Source organism: Veillonella intestinalis (assembly GCF_943193155.1).
GTDB classification, from domain to species: Bacteria; Bacillota; Negativicutes; order Veillonellales; family Veillonellaceae; genus Veillonella_A; species Veillonella_A intestinalis.
In genome coordinates this window covers 307,326-323,393 of sequence record NZ_CALPDB010000002.1, presented here as the reverse complement: position 1 = coordinate 323,393, position 16,068 = coordinate 307,326, and the positions used below count along the sequence as shown (strand labels likewise).

The 16,068-nt window shown below is 38.4% G+C and carries 13 protein-coding genes and 2 rRNA genes; 11 read left to right on the top strand and 4 right to left on the bottom strand.

The genetic code is table 11. The annotated features are described in order from the left end of the window. The 9 genes from NFR44_RS03905 to NFR44_RS03865 all read left to right on the top strand — a co-directional run. A 23S ribosomal RNA gene (locus tag NFR44_RS03905) occupies window positions 1–124 on the top strand; the annotation flags it as partial. 104 nt (window positions 125–228) lie between these two features. Further along, window positions 229–345: ribosomal RNA gene (gene rrf / locus NFR44_RS03900) — 5S ribosomal RNA — on the top strand. 688 nt (window positions 346–1,033) lie between these two features. Then, window positions 1,034–1,531 carry a MogA/MoaB family molybdenum cofactor biosynthesis protein gene (locus NFR44_RS03895; protein ID WP_251441361.1) on the top strand — a complete coding sequence of 166 codons (498 nt, stop codon included), beginning with the start codon at window positions 1,034–1,036 and terminating at the stop codon, window positions 1,529–1,531. A gap of 189 nt (window positions 1,532–1,720) precedes the next feature. Beyond that, window positions 1,721–2,350 carry a DUF47 domain-containing protein gene (locus NFR44_RS03890; protein WP_251441360.1) on the top strand — a complete coding sequence of 210 codons (630 nt, stop codon included), beginning with the start codon at window positions 1,721–1,723 and terminating at the stop codon, window positions 2,348–2,350. Continuing rightward, entirely contained in the window at window positions 2,343–3,344 is a 1,002-nt protein-coding gene (locus tag NFR44_RS03885) for an inorganic phosphate transporter (RefSeq protein ID WP_251441359.1), read from the top strand. The genes NFR44_RS03890 and NFR44_RS03885 overlap by 8 nt, the downstream gene beginning before the upstream one ends. Before the next feature lie 334 nt (window positions 3,345–3,678). Next, on the top strand, window positions 3,679–4,140 hold the full coding sequence (locus NFR44_RS03880) for an RrF2 family transcriptional regulator (protein ID WP_251441358.1): 462 nt from the start codon (window positions 3,679–3,681) through the stop codon (window positions 4,138–4,140). A gap of 20 nt (window positions 4,141–4,160) precedes the next feature. Further along, entirely contained in the window at window positions 4,161–5,540 is a 1,380-nt protein-coding gene (locus NFR44_RS03875) for a cytochrome ubiquinol oxidase subunit I (RefSeq protein ID WP_251441356.1), read from the top strand. Next, window positions 5,531–6,550 (top strand): cytochrome d ubiquinol oxidase subunit II, encoded by a 1,020-nt coding sequence (gene cydB, locus NFR44_RS03870; RefSeq protein WP_251441355.1) that lies wholly within the window; start codon window positions 5,531–5,533, stop codon window positions 6,548–6,550. Before NFR44_RS03875 ends, cydB begins: the two co-directional genes overlap by 10 nt. A gap of 210 nt (window positions 6,551–6,760) precedes the next feature. Beyond that, entirely contained in the window at window positions 6,761–8,074 is a 1,314-nt protein-coding gene (locus tag NFR44_RS03865) for an amidohydrolase (RefSeq protein ID WP_251441353.1), read from the top strand. 144 nt (window positions 8,075–8,218) lie between these two features. Here NFR44_RS03865 and NFR44_RS03860 read toward each other — a convergent pair whose 3' ends face one another. The 4 genes from NFR44_RS03860 to dcuC all read right to left on the bottom strand — a co-directional run bounded on the left by NFR44_RS03860 (window position 8,219) and on the right by dcuC (window position 13,913). Beyond that, the gene (locus NFR44_RS03860) at window positions 8,219–9,565 is read right to left on the bottom strand and encodes an MATE family efflux transporter (protein WP_251441351.1); all 1,347 of its coding nucleotides are present in this window, start codon (window positions 9,563–9,565) and stop codon (window positions 8,219–8,221) included. Window positions 9,566–9,751: 186 nt separating this feature from the next. Beyond that, window positions 9,752–11,125: an MATE family efflux transporter gene (locus NFR44_RS03855; RefSeq protein WP_251441349.1), complete on the bottom strand. Its 1,374-nt coding sequence runs from the start codon at window positions 11,123–11,125 to the stop codon at window positions 9,752–9,754. Between the two features lie 244 nt (window positions 11,126–11,369). Continuing rightward, window positions 11,370–12,491, bottom strand: coding sequence for a M20/M25/M40 family metallo-hydrolase (locus NFR44_RS03850; protein WP_251441347.1), 1,122 nt, complete (start codon window positions 12,489–12,491; stop codon window positions 11,370–11,372). A gap of 138 nt (window positions 12,492–12,629) precedes the next feature. After that, window positions 12,630–13,913: a C4-dicarboxylate transporter DcuC gene (dcuC, locus tag NFR44_RS03845; RefSeq protein WP_251441345.1), complete on the bottom strand. Its 1,284-nt coding sequence runs from the start codon at window positions 13,911–13,913 to the stop codon at window positions 12,630–12,632. A gap of 159 nt (window positions 13,914–14,072) precedes the next feature. Between dcuC and NFR44_RS03840 the strand changes: the two genes are divergently transcribed. Both NFR44_RS03840 and NFR44_RS03835 read left to right on the top strand, forming a co-directional pair. Continuing rightward, window positions 14,073–14,657 (top strand): DNA-3-methyladenine glycosylase I, encoded by a 585-nt coding sequence (locus NFR44_RS03840; RefSeq protein WP_251441342.1) that lies wholly within the window; start codon window positions 14,073–14,075, stop codon window positions 14,655–14,657. Between the two features lie 42 nt (window positions 14,658–14,699). Continuing rightward, window positions 14,700–15,827, top strand: a complete 1,128-nt coding sequence (locus tag NFR44_RS03835) for an AraC family transcriptional regulator (protein ID WP_251441340.1) — start codon at window positions 14,700–14,702, stop codon at window positions 15,825–15,827. The last annotated feature ends 241 nt before the right edge of the window (window positions 15,828–16,068 follow it).

Genomic DNA, 16,068 nt, shown 5'->3' with positions numbered 1-16,068 from the left:
GATGAGGTTTCTCATAACAAAAGTTAGTAAGATCCCATGTAGACGACATGGTTGATAGGCCAGGTGTGGAAGAGCTGTGAGGCTTGGAGCTGACTGGTACTAATAGATCGAGGGCTTTACTTTTAAAGCTGTAGTAACAAACTTCAATCAAAGAATTATGTATAATCTAATGTGTAACTTACAAGATTTACACTTCTATGTGGTTTTCAGAGTACAAGCTCTGACAGATTCAGTGGCGATAGCTACGAGGGTCCACCTGTTCCCATCTCGAACACAGTAGTTAAGCTCGTAAACGCCGAAAGTACTTGGCTGGAAGCGGCCTGGGAGGATAGGAAGCTGCTGATTGACTAAAGACATCAACTTAGGTTGGTGTCTTTTTTTGTATGGCTTCCTATCCGACCAGAAGCTGGGAAAAGTAGGGCAAACAGTTTGAAGGAGCAGAGCGACGCACAAATTGTATTGCATCACTTTCTTGCGAAGCGAGTGAAACGAAGCGTAGCATGATAGGTAGTCGCTGATTAATGAAAATAGGAGGTCGTGTCGAAAGACACGGCCTCTTATTTTTGTTACTCTAATGAGTAACAATCTGTCTGGGCGCTTCCAAGAAGGGATGTTAGTAGAAGTATCTCAATAGGTAGTGACATAATAGAAGCGATCTGGAATAAATAGAGAACCCCATTTGAAGGAGTACTAACGACGCACAAATGGGTGTGAATCTTTTAGTTCGCAGCGTAAAATTCTTCGAAGAAGAATTCACAGCTGTCGAACAGATAGGAAAGGATATAGTGTTTTAGAATCCACAGCATCCGAATGGACGTATTTAAAAGTTATTAAGTGCGACACACCGAATGGTGTCTTTTTTTGTATATAAATTCCTATCCTTCCCACCTCCTTTCTATTGACCTTACAAAAATTTTACAATTCATAAGTCTAATATTATTAACTATCTTCCTGTATTCGTGGTATACTGATAGTAAAGACTTTGTAAATTATCAAAGAATTGTAAAATATATTCTTATGGGAGGTAAGATGCATGTCATTGAAAGAAGTGCTTGAACGCCCTTTAGTTTTAGGCGTTCTGACTGTATCGGATACACGGACGCCAGAAACGGATAAAGGTGGCGATACAGTAGTTTCATTGGTAGAGGAAGGAGGGCACATTGTAAAGGTTCGGACTATTGTAGCCGATGACTTTATAAAAATAACAGAGGTTCTACAGCGATGGATTGCGATTGAAAGTTTAGATGGCATTATCTTAACTGGTGGTACAGGCATTGCTAAACGGGATGTGTCTATAGAGGTAGTAGCTTCTTTATGCCAAAAAGAAATTCCGGGATTTGGCGAATTATTTAGATATTTAAGCTATACTGAAGATATTGGGACACGAGCGATTGCTTCGCGTGCTATGGCAGGTGTTTGTGACAATGTTTTGCTTTTCTCTTTACCTGGTTCAGTAGGCGCTGTTACCTTAGGTATTAATCGCTTGGTACTTCCTGAAATACGCCATTTAGTGTATGAAATTAATAAATAGTAGTGTTTAAAACATGCTAAATTATGTATATTAATTTAACATAATATATATATTAGACCCGTATAAGAATATGGTTTTTGCATACAATGAACAATAGAAAATAGGTATTTGATGTGCTATAATTAGAACGTGCGTTTATAGTAATTCGTTAAATTATTAACGAAGCCATCACGAGTTATGGAGGATATTATGGCTTTTAATTTAAAAAGCAAGGAAGAAAAATTTTTCAATATCTTGAACAATCATGTTGAACTATGTCATGACGCATCCATCCTTATGGAACAAGCGTTTAAAGGCGAGATTGAAAAAGAAGAAGCACTACGAGTAATCGATCAGAAAGAAAAAGAAGCAGATGAGTTAGTGAATCAGACTGTTGAACGTTTGCGTTCTACCTTCATTACTCCTATGGATCGTGAAGATATTCAATTATTAATTGAACAATTAGATTCGACCATTGATAGTATGAAAGACATTATGGATAAAATGTGTATGTACAATGTAGGACAGCCTACTAAAGGGGCTATTCGCTTAATTGAAATTGTACAGAAATGCTTAAAACACATTACTAAGTCTATTTCATATATGAATAGTTTAAAGAAAAATCATGTGAAAGTAGAAGGCCGTGTATTAGAAGTTCTTCGTTTAGAAGAAGAAGCCGACGCTGTATATCATGAAGAAATGGCAGTATTATTTAGAGATTGCAAGGATCCTATTGAAATCATCAAATGGAAGGAACTTCTTAACTCCATGGAAGACGTTATCGATGGATGTGAGGATTTGGTTGGTACGTTCCGCCGGGTTGTTTTGAAGTATGCTTGATCATTGGTTTGTGTGGCTAGTGGTGTTTTTAGCCTTAGCTTTTGATTATATTAATGGTTTTCATGATACAGCGAATGCAATTGCAACCTCTGTATCTACTCGTGCTATAGATCCTAAAAAAGCAGTTATGATGACTGCGGTGCTTAACTTTATTGGTGCTTTGGTTAGTACTGGGGTAGCAAAAACAATTGGTGGCGACTTAGTTACTTCAGCAAGTCTTATTAATGCAGAAGTCATTAGTGCAGCCTTGTTAGGCGCTATTATTTGGAATTTAGTGACTTGGTGGTATGGTATTCCTAGTTCTTCATCGCATGCATTAATTGGTGGCGTAATCGGCGCCGTTATGGTATCTGTAGGCTATGAAGCACTAAACTTTACTGGTATAGGCCGGATTTTCTTATCCCTTGTGTTGTCACCAATTATTGCCATGGTATTAGGTTATTTAATTATGAACTTATTGTTAGTATTATTTGGTCGATTTTCACCAATTACATTAAATGACCGATTCCGTAATATGCAATTATTATCAGCTACTTTGATGGCTTTTTCTCATGGCTCTAATGATGCTCAAAAAGCTATGGGTATTATTACATTAACCTTACTTAGTGGTGGTTACATTGATACCTTAGATGTACCAACTTGGGTAAAAGTTGCCTGTGCGGCTGCTATGGCATTAGGTACAGCTGCTGGTGGTTGGCGTATTATTAGTACAATGGGGACTAAAATATTTAAGTTAGAAACTATTAATGGTTTTGCTGCTGATTTAAATTCAGCCATCACTATTTTTACAGCTACATTTTTACACTTACCTGTATCTACAACTCATGTAGTAAGTGGTTCTATTATGGGGGTAGGGACAGCGAAACGTGTTAAAGCTGTTAACTGGGGTGTAGCACGCTCTATGGTGTTAGCTTGGTTTGTAACGATTCCATTAAGTGCTATTATGTCAGGCATTGCGTATCTAATTATTGATAGTATTCGCTGGATGTTATAATTACTTCCCATAGTAAACCTTAGTTTTATTATGATGAAGTAAATTGAAAATTAAATAATTGAGAAATATCATCAATATAACTTATAGGTAGTTTAAAATATACTGTAATACTAGGAATTACAGTGCGTATTTGATATAACAATCTCTAGCAAAATTGGTAATATCTTATTGCAATTCGCGAGAGTATTGACTATAATGGAGATGAACAGAAAAATGCTCATATTACGAGCATTTTTTTATGACTGCAAAGTATACTAAGTTTGTAATGTTCATTGTAATAATTGCAAAATCGAATTATTTCGAATTAGTTTGTATTAGGTATTAGGGGGCAGTTATGAAACTTAACCAAGCAACTGATTATGCATTCCGTATGGTATTGCATATGTCACTCCTGCCGAATGGGACAAAAATTACCGGTGGTGAGTTGGCAAAAGCACAGAAAATTCCTGATCGATTTCTATTAAAAATTATGAGAAATCTTATATCGGGAAACATCATGCAATCCTTCCGAGGTGTAGATGGTGGCTTTGCATTGGCACGCAAGCCAAAAGATATTACCTTATTGGATGTAATTGAAGCTGTGGAAGGAGCAACTTATTTACAGCGTTGCTTATACGATAATGAAACATGTTCCCGTGGTTGTCACGGTAGTTGTTCTGTTCAGGAACGATTTGGTCAAATCCAAGCAGATTTGATCAAGGACTTGAAGGCTGTTGATTTTGAATCATTGGCTAAGCGAGAACGTGAAATTCATTTGCAAAGAGGATGTCCATCTAAGGCGCAAGCGCGCGATTAATAAGTGAGGAGGTTTTAAGTATGATGGAAGCATTACTGTTAGCTCGATGGCAATTTGCCTTGACATCGATCTATCACTGGCTGTTCGTTCCTGTGACACTGGGGATGACAGTAGTCGTAGCAATTTTAGAAATTACCTACGTAAACACTAACAATGAAGTGTACAAAAAAATGGCAAAGTTCTGGGGGAAATTATTTTTAATCAATTTTGCCATGGGTGTCGTAACTGGTATCGTACAGGAGTTCCACTTCGGTATGAACTGGGCTGAATATTCTCGTTTTATGGGGGATATCTTTGGTGCTCCTTTAGCACTTGAAGCGTTGACCGCATTCTTCCTTGAATCCACATTTATGGGTGCTTGGATTTTTGGTTGGGATAAATTGTCTGCTAAAGCACACGCTGCAGTAGCTGTGTTAGTAGCTATTGGTACCAACTTATCAGCTTTCTGGATTTTGGTGGCAAGTTCTTTCATGCAACATCCAGTAGGGTATGTAATTCGTAATGGTCGTGCCGAAATGGAAAATTTTGGAGTTATCTTATCAAATGGGTACGTACCAGGACAATTTGCTCACATTTTCTTTGATGGCTTAATGACTGCCGGTGTTATTATCGCGGCTGTTAGTGCATGGCACTTACTTCGCAATAACGCTGTCGATTTCTACAAACGCTCTATTAAATGGGGCTTAGTATTTACTATCATTGGTGGCGTGTTAGTAATGGGTGCTGGTCACTTACATGGTCAGTATGTAACTAAAGTTCAGCCAATGAAAATTGCATCTGTAGAAGGTCTTTGGGATACAACTAAAGGTGCTCCATTTAGCTTATTTGCTACTATTGATGAAAAAAATCAGACTACTAATAGTTTCGTTGAAATTCCAGGTTTATTGAGCTTCGTGGCAACTGATGATTTCAATGGTGAAATGCAAGGTATGAAAGAGCTTCAGAAAGCTGATGAAGAAAAATATGGCCCTGGCGATTATGTACCGCATGTAACCTCCATGTACTGGTCCTTCCGTGCTATGGTATTCTCTGGCGTATTAATGTTCTTAGTAGCTATCGTAGCATTTGCTATGAACCGTGCTGGTAAACTTGAAACATCCCGTGCAATGCTTAATGCTGTATTCTGGATGTTGCCATTTGCATACATTGCTAATGCAACTGGTTGGTATGTAGCTGAAATGGGGCGTCAACCATGGCTCGTTTATGGCTTACAAAAAACAGCAGATGGTGTATCTAGCACTGTAACTGCTGGTGAAATTTGGACAACAATTATTGGTTTCTCCGCTGTATATATTTTAGCGGCTATTGCTGCTTTATACTTGGCAGTGAAACATATTAAGAAAGGTCCAGAAGGCAATCCATCTCAAGATATTAGAGAGGAGGCAGCATTATGGAAATAATTTTACAAAATTTAGACGTAGTGTGGTTCATCCTCGTATGTGTATTATTCGCAGGATTCTTCACACTGGAAGGCTTTGACTATGGCGTTGGTATCTTGCTTCCATTCTTAGGTAAAAATGATGTGGAACGTCGTCAGATGATTAACACAGTTGGTCCTGTATGGGATGGCAACCAAGTTTGGATGATTACCGCTGGTGGTGCTACCTTTGCATCCTTCCCACATGTATATGCAACTTTATTTAGTGGTTTTTATTTAGCTTTATTCTTAATGTTGGCTGCTTTAATCGCTCGTGGTGTTGCATTTGAATTCCGTAGTAAAGATAAATCCTTAGCATGGCGTAAAACATTTGACTATTGCATTTTCTTTGGTTCCTTAATTCCAGCTCTTCTTTGGGGCGTTACAGTAGGTAACTTAATTCAAGGTACACCAATTGATGGTCAGATGAATTTCGTAGGAGGCTTCTTTGATTTACTTAGCCCATACACAATTCTTTGTGGTTTAGCATTCATCTTGGTATTCGTATACCATGGTGCTTTGTATACAGCTATTAAAACAATTGGTCCAATCGCAGAACGCGCTCGTGCTACTGCTTTAGTAGAAGGTGTTATTACAGCGGTAGGTGCTCTTGTATTAGTAGGGGCTACTTATTACTACACTGATTTATTTAATAGTATGATTGCTACAGTAGCATTTGCTCTTTGCATCGTGTTCTTCCTTATTTCCTGGGGCTTCACTCGTGTACGTCGTCCAGGTGTTGGTTTTACATTTAGCTGCTTAAGCATCATCTCCGTAACAGCTGCATACTTTGCTGGTTTATTCCCACGTATTATGGTTTCCAGCTTGAACCCAGCTTGGAGCTTGACTATTAAAAATGCATCTTCTTCTGAATATACTTTGACATTAATGACAATTGTAGCACTTATCTTCGTGCCAATCGTATTAATTTACCAAGGATGGACATATTGGACATTCCGTCATCGTATTGGTCCAGATGACTTGCATTATTAATTAAATATCTCTGTATATGCTAATTTTGCAATTACAGACTTAAAAAGCGTGCTTTCGAGCACGCTTTTTATAATGCTCTTACAAGAAAGGGATAATTTGTGGTATGATAAAAACGTAGTTGAATTTTACACAGTTTGAAGAAATCATTATATGTATAATTGATTGATTTCTCACAGTATTCGTTTTGAGAGTTTGAGAGGAGTTGCCTATATGAGTACCTATAAGAGTATTGCCTTTGCGAATGACAACCGAGATCGTTTTGTAGCTATGCGCCGTGATTTGCATCAGCATCCAGAGCCAGGCTGGTTAGAATACCGCACCGCGGCTATTGCGGCCGATCGCTTGACAGAATTGGGTTATGAATTAAAAGTAGGGAAAGACGTTATTAATGCAGAAACCCGTATGGGCGTTCCTAGTGATGAAGTTATGAAGGCCGCTATGGAGCGTGCTATTGCAGAGGGTGCTAATCCTAAATGGGTAGAGGCTATGGGTTATGGTTTTACTGGCTTAGTAGCTACCTTGCACATTGATGATCAAGGACCTGTAGTGGCATTTCGCGCTGATATTGATTCCAATGATGTTGTAGAAGCGCAAACAGAAGATCATTTACCAGCTAAAGAAGGTTTTTCGTCAAAACATGACAAAGCTATGCATGCTTGTGGTCATGACGCACATTTAACAATGGCATTAGGCTTAGCAGAATATATTATGAGCCATAAAGACGAGTTGCATGGTACGTTTAAGTTGATTTTACAACCTGCTGAGGAAGGCGTTCGCGGTGCGAAAGCCATGCGTGATGCTGGGGTTGTAGACGATGTAGATATTTTCTTCGGCATGCATATTGGCATTAATAAAGCGATTGCTAATTGCTTAGCTTGTATGAATTATGGTTTCTTGGCGACGACAAAATTAGATGTAGAGTTTAAAGGCTATTCATCTCATGCAGGCGCTTCCCCAGAGTTAGGGAAGAATGCCTTGTTAGCGGCTTGTACAGCTGCATTAAATTTACAGGCAATTTCTCGTCACTCCAAAGGGAACTCTTGCATTAACGTAGGTGTGTTAAATGCAGGCACGGGCCGTAACGTAATTCCAGATAGAGCGTATTTACAGATTGAAACTCGTGGTGAAACAGGGGAAATTAACGAATATATTTGTAAGCGTGCATATGAAGTGTTACAGGGCGCAGCTGCTATGTACGATAGTGAAGTGGATATAAAAGAAATGGGCAGTGCCCCAGCTTGTATCAATTCCGAGGAATTAGCTAAAGAAGTTCAGGTCTTAGCTAAAGATATGGGCTTATTCCGTGATGTGCCACTTACTAATACAGGCGGTGGTAGTGAAGATTGTGCTTACTTCTTAGAGCGTGTAATTGCCAATGGTGGCAAAGCAACATACATGATTTTAGGCTCTGATATTAAAGCACCTCATCATAATCCAAGATTTGATATTGAGGAAGATGATATGATTAATGGCATTGCTGTAGCAGGGGCATTAGTTGAAAAATATTTAAGTAACACTAAATAATAAAAACGTTTTGAAACAAAGAAGCTCCACAATTAAGGTATAAAACCTAATTGTGGAGCTTTTTGGTTGTATTGGTTTAGTATTTTATATAAATAGTTTGTATTTCATTTAAAGCGATTGTAATTTATATAAATTGTTTGTAGCTTATATAAAACGTTTTGTTTGTAAATACATAACTCGCCAAATATATAATATTCCTGCTAAGCCAACGCCTCCTAGTAGGCCAAGCCATACGCTATAGGGGCCTAAATTGGTGAAATAGATAAACCCTAAGGCAATAGGAATACAAGCGCCCCAGTAAGTGGCTATAGCTATTTTAGAGATAATCGCCACATCTTTATAGGCCCGTAAAATACCTTGTACAGGCGTTCCAAATGCATCAATAATAATAAAGAAGGCTGCATAACTCATGAAAGAAGCAATAATATCCACCATAGCTGGCTCATTAGTATAGAAACTTGCAAAAAGCCGTAAATTAGTAAAGATAATAATACTCATAAACGCTGCAATAGCAAGGGCTGAACCTCGTGCTATATAGGACATGGTGGTCGCTTCTTTATATTGTTTAGCTCCTACTTGATAGCCTACGACAATAGTACTAGCCATGCTGATACTGAGGGGAATGCCATAGAACAGATTAACAAAGCTAATAGCAGCCTGATGAGCGGCAATGACTTGTGTGCCATAATAGGTGATAGCGAGACCAGCTAAACTAAAAATACTACTTTCACAGAATACCGCTACACCTATAGGGAGGCCAATTCGTAATTGTTCCCGTAAGGGCGTCCATTGAAGGGCCCAGCTTTGTTTGATAAGTTGGTATTTCGCAAAGGGTTGCTTATAAAGGAGTACCCCTAAATAGGTTAGACAATTAAACCAATAGGCAATGGCTGTGGCGATACCAGCACCTAGACCACCTAAAGCAGGGAAGCCAAAATTACCTAAAATTAGAGCATAATTTAAAGTTATGTGAATGAGTAAACCGAGGCTCATAATTATCATAGAATAGCGGGTATGGCCATGACAGTCTATTGTATTACGAAGCGTACAAGTTAAGATGAGCGGTGGTAGGGCGAAGGCCATAGCTTTCATATATTGCATACATACTTCATAAGCAGCCGGCTCTAAAGCTAAATATTGTAGTAGTGGTTTTAAGAATAAAAGGCCACTAATGATTAAGAGTGCGCTAAAAATAATAGCGAGCCATAGGCCATGGATAATAACGGTAGGAATATTTTCTTGTTTATTAGCACCTAATAGTTGCGCCATAATGGGAGCAATACCAAGTAGAATCCCGAGGACGCCATAGTAGCAAGCAATCCAAATATTAAAACCTACTGAAATACCAGCTACATCGGTTGTGCTATATTGCCCCGTCATGACGACTGAGAAAAAGGACCCACCTGTTAAGGCAAATTGCGTGATAATAATAGGGACTGTTAACTGTATGAAATTTATTGTTTTATGCCATAAAGATAGATTTGTATTCATGAATAACTCCTTTCTTATCATAGTATATGAATATAGTTGAATAAAAAAACATCAAACACTCTACCTTCAATGGCCTACGATAGAGTATTTGATGTTATATCTTTTATCCGGCGACAAAAGTCATCAAGTTATGAAATTATATCGTTTGAGTTAAACGATGAGTAAAAACTGTTATGTATTCTAACATCATATATCTGGGTTGTCAACTATTTTGAACTTTTTGGTTTGAATATACCATACGCGCCACGTGAAAAGGATAGCTGCAATTAAGGTACTTCCTAATAGTCCAATCCAAATAGCGTAGGGGCCATAGTTGAAAATAAAAGTAAAAATAGCCGCAATAGGAATACTGGTACCACAGAAACTAGATAAGGCAATGATGGAAATAATACGCACATCTTTATAGCCTCGCAAAATACCTTGAATTGGTGTCCCAAGAGCATCAATGACAGTGAAAAAGACAGCATAACTTAAAAAGCTACCGATTAAATCTACCATGCTTGGATCATTGGTATAGTAGTTAGCAATGGTTGGTAAATGGGTAAAGGTGTATAAACAAATTGTCATAGCTAGGACAACGGCTAGACCACGAGCAATATAGGAATATGTCTTTGCTTCGTGAAGATCTTTTGCTCCCACAGCGTAGCCCACAGTAATAGTAGCGGCGATACCGATACTTAATGGTACGCCGTAGAAAAGGGATGTAAAGCTCAAAGCTGCTTGATGGGCGGCAATAATGCTAGTGCCATAGGCAGTGGCAGCAATTCCGGCGAGACTAAAAACACTGCTTTCTGCAAAAATGGCAAGGCCTATAGGTAATCCTAGTCGCAATTGTTCCCGAATATAAGTAAAGTCAAAGGTGAAGGTTTGACGGAATAGGCGGTATCCTTTAAAAGGTTTCCCTAGGATGAGAACGATTAAAAAGATGATAAAGTTAAACCAATAAGCAATGGCCGTAGCAATACCAGCCCCTAAACCACCTAAGGCAGGAAAACCAAAATGTCCTAAAATAAGCGCGTAATCTAAAAAGATATGAAGACCTAGTCCGCAAAGAATGATATACATGGTATAGTGGGTATAACTATGACAGTCTAGGGTATTCCGTAGTACACAAGTTAAAATTAAAGGCAATAAACCTACGGCAATGGCCTTTAAATATTGCCAACAAATTTCATAGGCCGCCGGCTCCAATTGTAAATGAGTTAAAATAGGATCAAGTATAGTGAGGCCTAAGAGAATCATTAGAAGAAAGAAACATACGGATAAGATGAGACCATGATAGATAATAGTGGGAATATTTTTTGTTTCTTTAGCCCCTAATAATTGGGCAATAATGGGTGAAATGCCTAGATGAATACCGATAATGCCGTAGTAACAGGCTGTCCATAGATTAAAGCCCACCGAGATACCCGCTAAATCTACTGTATTATATTGTCCAGTTAAGACAACTGACACAAAAGAGCCCCCAGTAATGGCAAATTGTGTTAAGATGATAGGAATTGTTAAGACAATGAAATGTTTAATTTTACTAAAAAGACTCATTTGTTTTAATGTATTCATAAATATTACCTCAAAAAAAGCATCAAATTATCTATCTTCTATGACCTACGATAGATTCTTTGATGCTACATACCTTTATCCGGTGACAATAGATATGGCGTATTAACTATATTTTTACTGTAACATAGAATAGTTGAAAAGTCTATATAGTACATTTCTTTATAAGGTATCCGCATAGGGGAGATAGGAAAAAACGACCTACCAGAGGTAGGTCGTTTTAAGTATAAACAATGTTATTAATAACTTATTGTTTAGCGGCTTCAATAATGATTTGGGTTGCTAAACGAGCAGAGTTGTATAAATCTTCTTCTAATAAGCATTCATCTTTTGTATGAACATTTGTCATACCAACACCAAGAACGGCTGTAGGCACGCCATACGCATTGAAGAAGCTTGCATCACTACCGCCACCAGATTCAACAACATTTACAGGGAAGCCTAATTCTTCAGCGGCTTTGCTAGCTAATTTAATAGTTTCAGAGTCAACAGCTAAATCGAATGGATCGTAAGCAGGTAATACTTTTACATCTACAGTTGTATCAGTTTCTTTAGCGCCTGCTTCGAAAATAGCTACTACATCAGCAGTTAATTTGTCTAATTTAGCTTTATTACGGCTACGAGTTTCTAATAAGATAGTAGCTTCATCAGCTACGATATTAGTTGCCCGACCACCGCTAATGGTGCCAATGTTACAAGTTGTTTCTTCATCAAGTCGGCCTTGTGGTAATTTAGTAAGCATATGACCAGCGGCTACGATAGCATTGATTCCTTTTTCAGGTGCATTACCTGCATGGGCAGCTTTACCTGTAATAACAGCACGCACTTTATTTTGACCAGGTGCTTTATGTACAATACGACCAGGAGCGCCAGACGTATCGAAAGTAAAGCCTAATTTAGCTTTTAACAAGGAAGAATCCATGTTTTTGGAACCATTTACGCCACCTTCTTCGGCAATGGTGAATACTACTTGAATATCACCGTATGGAAGGTCTTTTTCTTTAATTACGCGAAGTGCTTCTAAAATAGCTACTACGCCAGCTTTATCATCGCCGCCTAAAATTGTTGTGCCATCAGAGGTAATGAGGCCGTCTTTTAGTTGTGGTTTAATATTAGCACAAGGTTCTACGCAGTCCATGTGAGCCGTTAGCATAATCATAGGTGCTTCAGGTACCGTGCCTTTGCGAGTGGCTACTAGGTTGCCAGTGTTGCCACCAAGTTTTTCACCAGCGTTATCTTCTTCCACGGTGAAACCAAGATCTTCTAATCGTTTAGTAAGTAAATCTGCTACAACGCGTTCATTTAGAGTGGAGCAAGGGATTTGAACGAGTTCAAAGAATTCATCAAGGACACGCTTTTCTTGAATCATGAGAACCTCCTTAAGAAAAAAGAAATATAGAAACATATAAAATGGAGCAACTTAGTACCTAACTTATATAGTAATTACATTTTACCTAGCATTTAGAATATACCGTGCTAGGTAGTAGCGGTTGGAATAAATGAATTATTAGAATAAAATTAAGAATGTAATAACCCCAGCTAGCATAGGAATAATATTACGTTTTGCTAACTCCATAGGGCTTACTTTAGCTAAGGTAGCACAGATAATAGCTGCACCAGCTACTGGAGATGTAGAACGGCCAATAGCGCCAGAGATTTGAGCTAAGGAACCAAGGTCTACCATGTTCATACCAAAGCTAGCTGCATGAGGTGTAATTGCACCATTGAAAGCAAGGGCTGCTGCATCACCAGAACCGCAAAGAATTGCGATGATGAAAGGACCAAAGCTACCAGCGATTTTAGCAATAGATTCGGAATCTTTCATGTACGTTAGTAAAGCATCAGTAAGACCCATAGCTTGCATACCTTGTGTAAATACAGCGGCTGCAATGATAAGACCAATAATGCTACCATAGGCTTCGCCCATACCTTTAAAGAAGTCTTTGGTTACTTCTTGTGGGTTAGCACGAGCAATGAGTAAAGCAAGAACACAACCGATAATCATCGCAGCTGGTACGCTTACTTTTGAAATGCCCATAGCTTTAACCATAGGTAAGTTTAAGTTAGTCACAACTAAAATGATTAATGGAATGATAGGTGCTAATGCTTTAAGTGGGTTTACTTTTAAGGTTGCTGTTAAAGAAGCATCGCCGTGTTCAGCAAGTGCTTGTTGACGCTCTTTGTTAGGGCCTTCTTTTTTTACAGCAGCTACTAAAGTAAGCGTAATAGCTACCACCAAAGAAGCAATAATAGCAGGCACTGCAGTTTCTAGAACTACAAACATTACATCTACATTAGCCATTTTAGAGATAAAGGCTACATGCGTGTTACCAGGGCTAATCGTACTACCCCAAGTACCAGCTAATACAGCGGCACCAGCCATAGCAGGATGCACACCAGCCGCTAATAAGGCAGGGATTAAAATACTACCAATTGCAGCAGCCGCGCCAGCAGCACTTGTTACGGCAATATTAAGCCACCAAGTAATCAACATAGCTAGAGGAATGATAACCGCATGACTTTTGGAGATTAGGCCAGATAAAGCATGAACTAAATGCTGGTCACATTCCGTGTGTTTCATAACGAAGGCAAAGCCCATAACAGCACAGATGGTAGGTACTAATGTGCCATGAACCATGGTTTTCACAAAAGCATCCATAAATTGGCCCATCACACCACCGATTAAGCACATTAAAGCACCTGCGATGAGTAAGACCGTACGTGTTTCATACTTGCGAATGATGGCGGCAAAGGCGACAATAACGATAACTCCGCCCAACAATTGCATCATAGGTAATACCTCCTTGAAAATAAAACCGCTTACACTATATAAAATGGTATAATACTAATATATGCGAAATTAAGAAAAAATACCATGAAATTATGAAAAATAATTAATTTTGCTATATCAATTTCACATAATACATGATTCTTAGAGGAGTATTTGCATATGAAAGAGCAGATAGGACAGTGTTCTTGGGCTAGTCGCAGTGAGTTGGAGCAAGTTTATCATGATACAGAGTGGGGTGTACCCGTTCATGATGATGCTAAATTATTCGAGATGTTGATTTTAGAAGGTATGCAAGCTGGTTTGAGCTGGACGATTGTTATTAAGCGTCGTGAAGCAATGCGAGAGGCCTTTGATGGCTTTGATATAGCTACTTTGGCAGGCTATACACCAGAAAAAGAAGCGGCATTGTTGCAAAATCCGAATATCATTCGTCATCGTTTAAAAGTAGCGTCCCTTCGTAAAAATGCACAAGCATTTCAAAAAGTGCAAGCTGAATTTGGATCTTTTGATGCTTATATTTGGCAATTTACCGATGGAAAAACAATAGTGGGGCATTGGCAAACTCAGGCAGAGGTACCTGCGATTATACCGCTAGCAGAACAGATTAGTAAGGATTTAAAGAAACGTGGCTTTACCTTTGTAGGCCCTACTATAGTATATTCTTTCATGCAGGCGATTGGCCTAGTGAATGATCACATTGTGACATGCCCTTGTTATCAGCGCTTAGTTAATGAAAACGGGTAATATGGATATAAGGCTAATAATTTTGAGATAATAGGAGAGGTCATGAATTACTTTAATTATGTGTACGACCATGGACATATAAAATTTAGTCAATATATTTATCGCATTGGCACGTATCATTATAATTGGCATCCTGAAATCGAGGTTCTCGTTGTGCTACAAGGGGCTGTAGAAGTTTGCCATGATAGGGAATATACGAATTTAGGTGTTAACGATATTATTATTTTGCCGCCTCAATGTGGTCATGCCACATTAGCCTTAGAACCTGATACGATTGCTATGGTTTTGCATTTACATCCGGCTGTGTTGGCACAATATGAAAGTCTGTTTCGTCAATCTACTTTCTTTGTTGCTACTGATGAGAGCACACAAAACATGCCTGTTTACGCACAGTTACGAGAACAATTAGGACAACTAATTATGGGCTTAGCTAAGGTCAAACGTGTTAGTAATAATACAGCTTCTATAGGAAGTGACGTCGAGGTAAGTGACATTACTAACCCATTATTAAGCACACCTGATTTAGATGTTGAGCGTTTATTTTTGCAAGCATTACAAACTATCATTGGTATTTTATTGCCAGTAGCGTATGAGCCACAAGGGAATGCGGTGGCCTTACAGCAAGAAGCGACCTTTGAAAAGATGATTACATACATTGATAAACATTACAAGGAACAGCTTACGTTGGGAGATATAGCTGCTATTGGGGGCTATACGGAAAGTTATGCTTCGCAGTTTTTTAAGCGTCAATTAGGTATTTCCTTTAAAACGTATTTATTGCGTATGCGACTTCGTGAAGCGGCGGTGCAGCTTGTGAATACAAAGCAGCAAGTGGTTGATATAGCTAATCAATGTGGCTTTTCTGACGTGAAATCCTTTAATACAGCATTTCGTAGACATTTTCACACGACGCCTTCAGAATATCGACGAATTGCTACAAAGGTAGAGCGGCAAACGATGATGGATAATTGGAAGGAATATATTGCAGAAGATGATGCTACAATTAGTCAGCGCTTGCAGACATATATGGCGACACCAATAGAGCAACGACCACGTAAGTCCGGTGAAAAGAATCTATCAAGGGATAATTTGCAACAGGTTAAAGCCCAGTTGGAAGATACCTTAGCTACTTTAGTGGCGACATTACAGTCTAGTGATGACTTAAAGTAAATTATAGGAATTTAATATTTTTAATAAAAATTTAATTACTACCTAATAAAAATCGAATTGGGGATTTTTTTAGATTCTAAATGGCTATATATATTTAGTTACTATCTAAAAAGTCATAGAATGACTAGCTTTTTAAAAAATAAGGCTAGTCATTTTTTTATATGTATTTACGAAAATTTGTATATGAAGTCATAAAAAATCAACTAAATGAAAATTATTTTCATAGCATAAATTGGATAGC

Bases quoted from the DNA above. Each gene is read 5' to 3' on its own strand.
- NFR44_RS03895 (WP_251441361.1), top strand. From the start codon at position 1,034: ATGTCATTGAAAGAAGTGCTTGAACGCCCTTTAGTTTTAGGCGTTCTG.
- NFR44_RS03890 (WP_251441360.1), top strand. From the start codon at position 1,721: ATGGCTTTTAATTTAAAAAGCAAGGAAGAAAAATTTTTCAATATCTTG.
- NFR44_RS03885 (WP_251441359.1), top strand. From the start codon at position 2,343: ATGCTTGATCATTGGTTTGTGTGGCTAGTGGTGTTTTTAGCCTTAGCT.
- NFR44_RS03880 (WP_251441358.1), top strand. From the start codon at position 3,679: ATGAAACTTAACCAAGCAACTGATTATGCATTCCGTATGGTATTGCAT.
- NFR44_RS03875 (WP_251441356.1), top strand. From the start codon at position 4,161: ATGATGGAAGCATTACTGTTAGCTCGATGGCAATTTGCCTTGACATCG.
- cydB (WP_251441355.1), top strand. From the start codon at position 5,531: ATGGAAATAATTTTACAAAATTTAGACGTAGTGTGGTTCATCCTCGTA.
- NFR44_RS03865 (WP_251441353.1), top strand. From the start codon at position 6,761: ATGAGTACCTATAAGAGTATTGCCTTTGCGAATGACAACCGAGATCGT.
- NFR44_RS03860 (WP_251441351.1), bottom strand. From the start codon at position 9,565: ATGAATACAAATCTATCTTTATGGCATAAAACAATAAATTTCATACAG.
- NFR44_RS03855 (WP_251441349.1), bottom strand. From the start codon at position 11,125: ATGAATACATTAAAACAAATGAGTCTTTTTAGTAAAATTAAACATTTC.
- NFR44_RS03850 (WP_251441347.1), bottom strand. From the start codon at position 12,491: ATGATTCAAGAAAAGCGTGTCCTTGATGAATTCTTTGAACTCGTTCAA.
- dcuC (WP_251441345.1), bottom strand. From the start codon at position 13,913: ATGATGCAATTGTTGGGCGGAGTTATCGTTATTGTCGCCTTTGCCGCC.
- NFR44_RS03840 (WP_251441342.1), top strand. From the start codon at position 14,073: ATGAAAGAGCAGATAGGACAGTGTTCTTGGGCTAGTCGCAGTGAGTTG.
- NFR44_RS03835 (WP_251441340.1), top strand. From the start codon at position 14,700: ATGAATTACTTTAATTATGTGTACGACCATGGACATATAAAATTTAGT.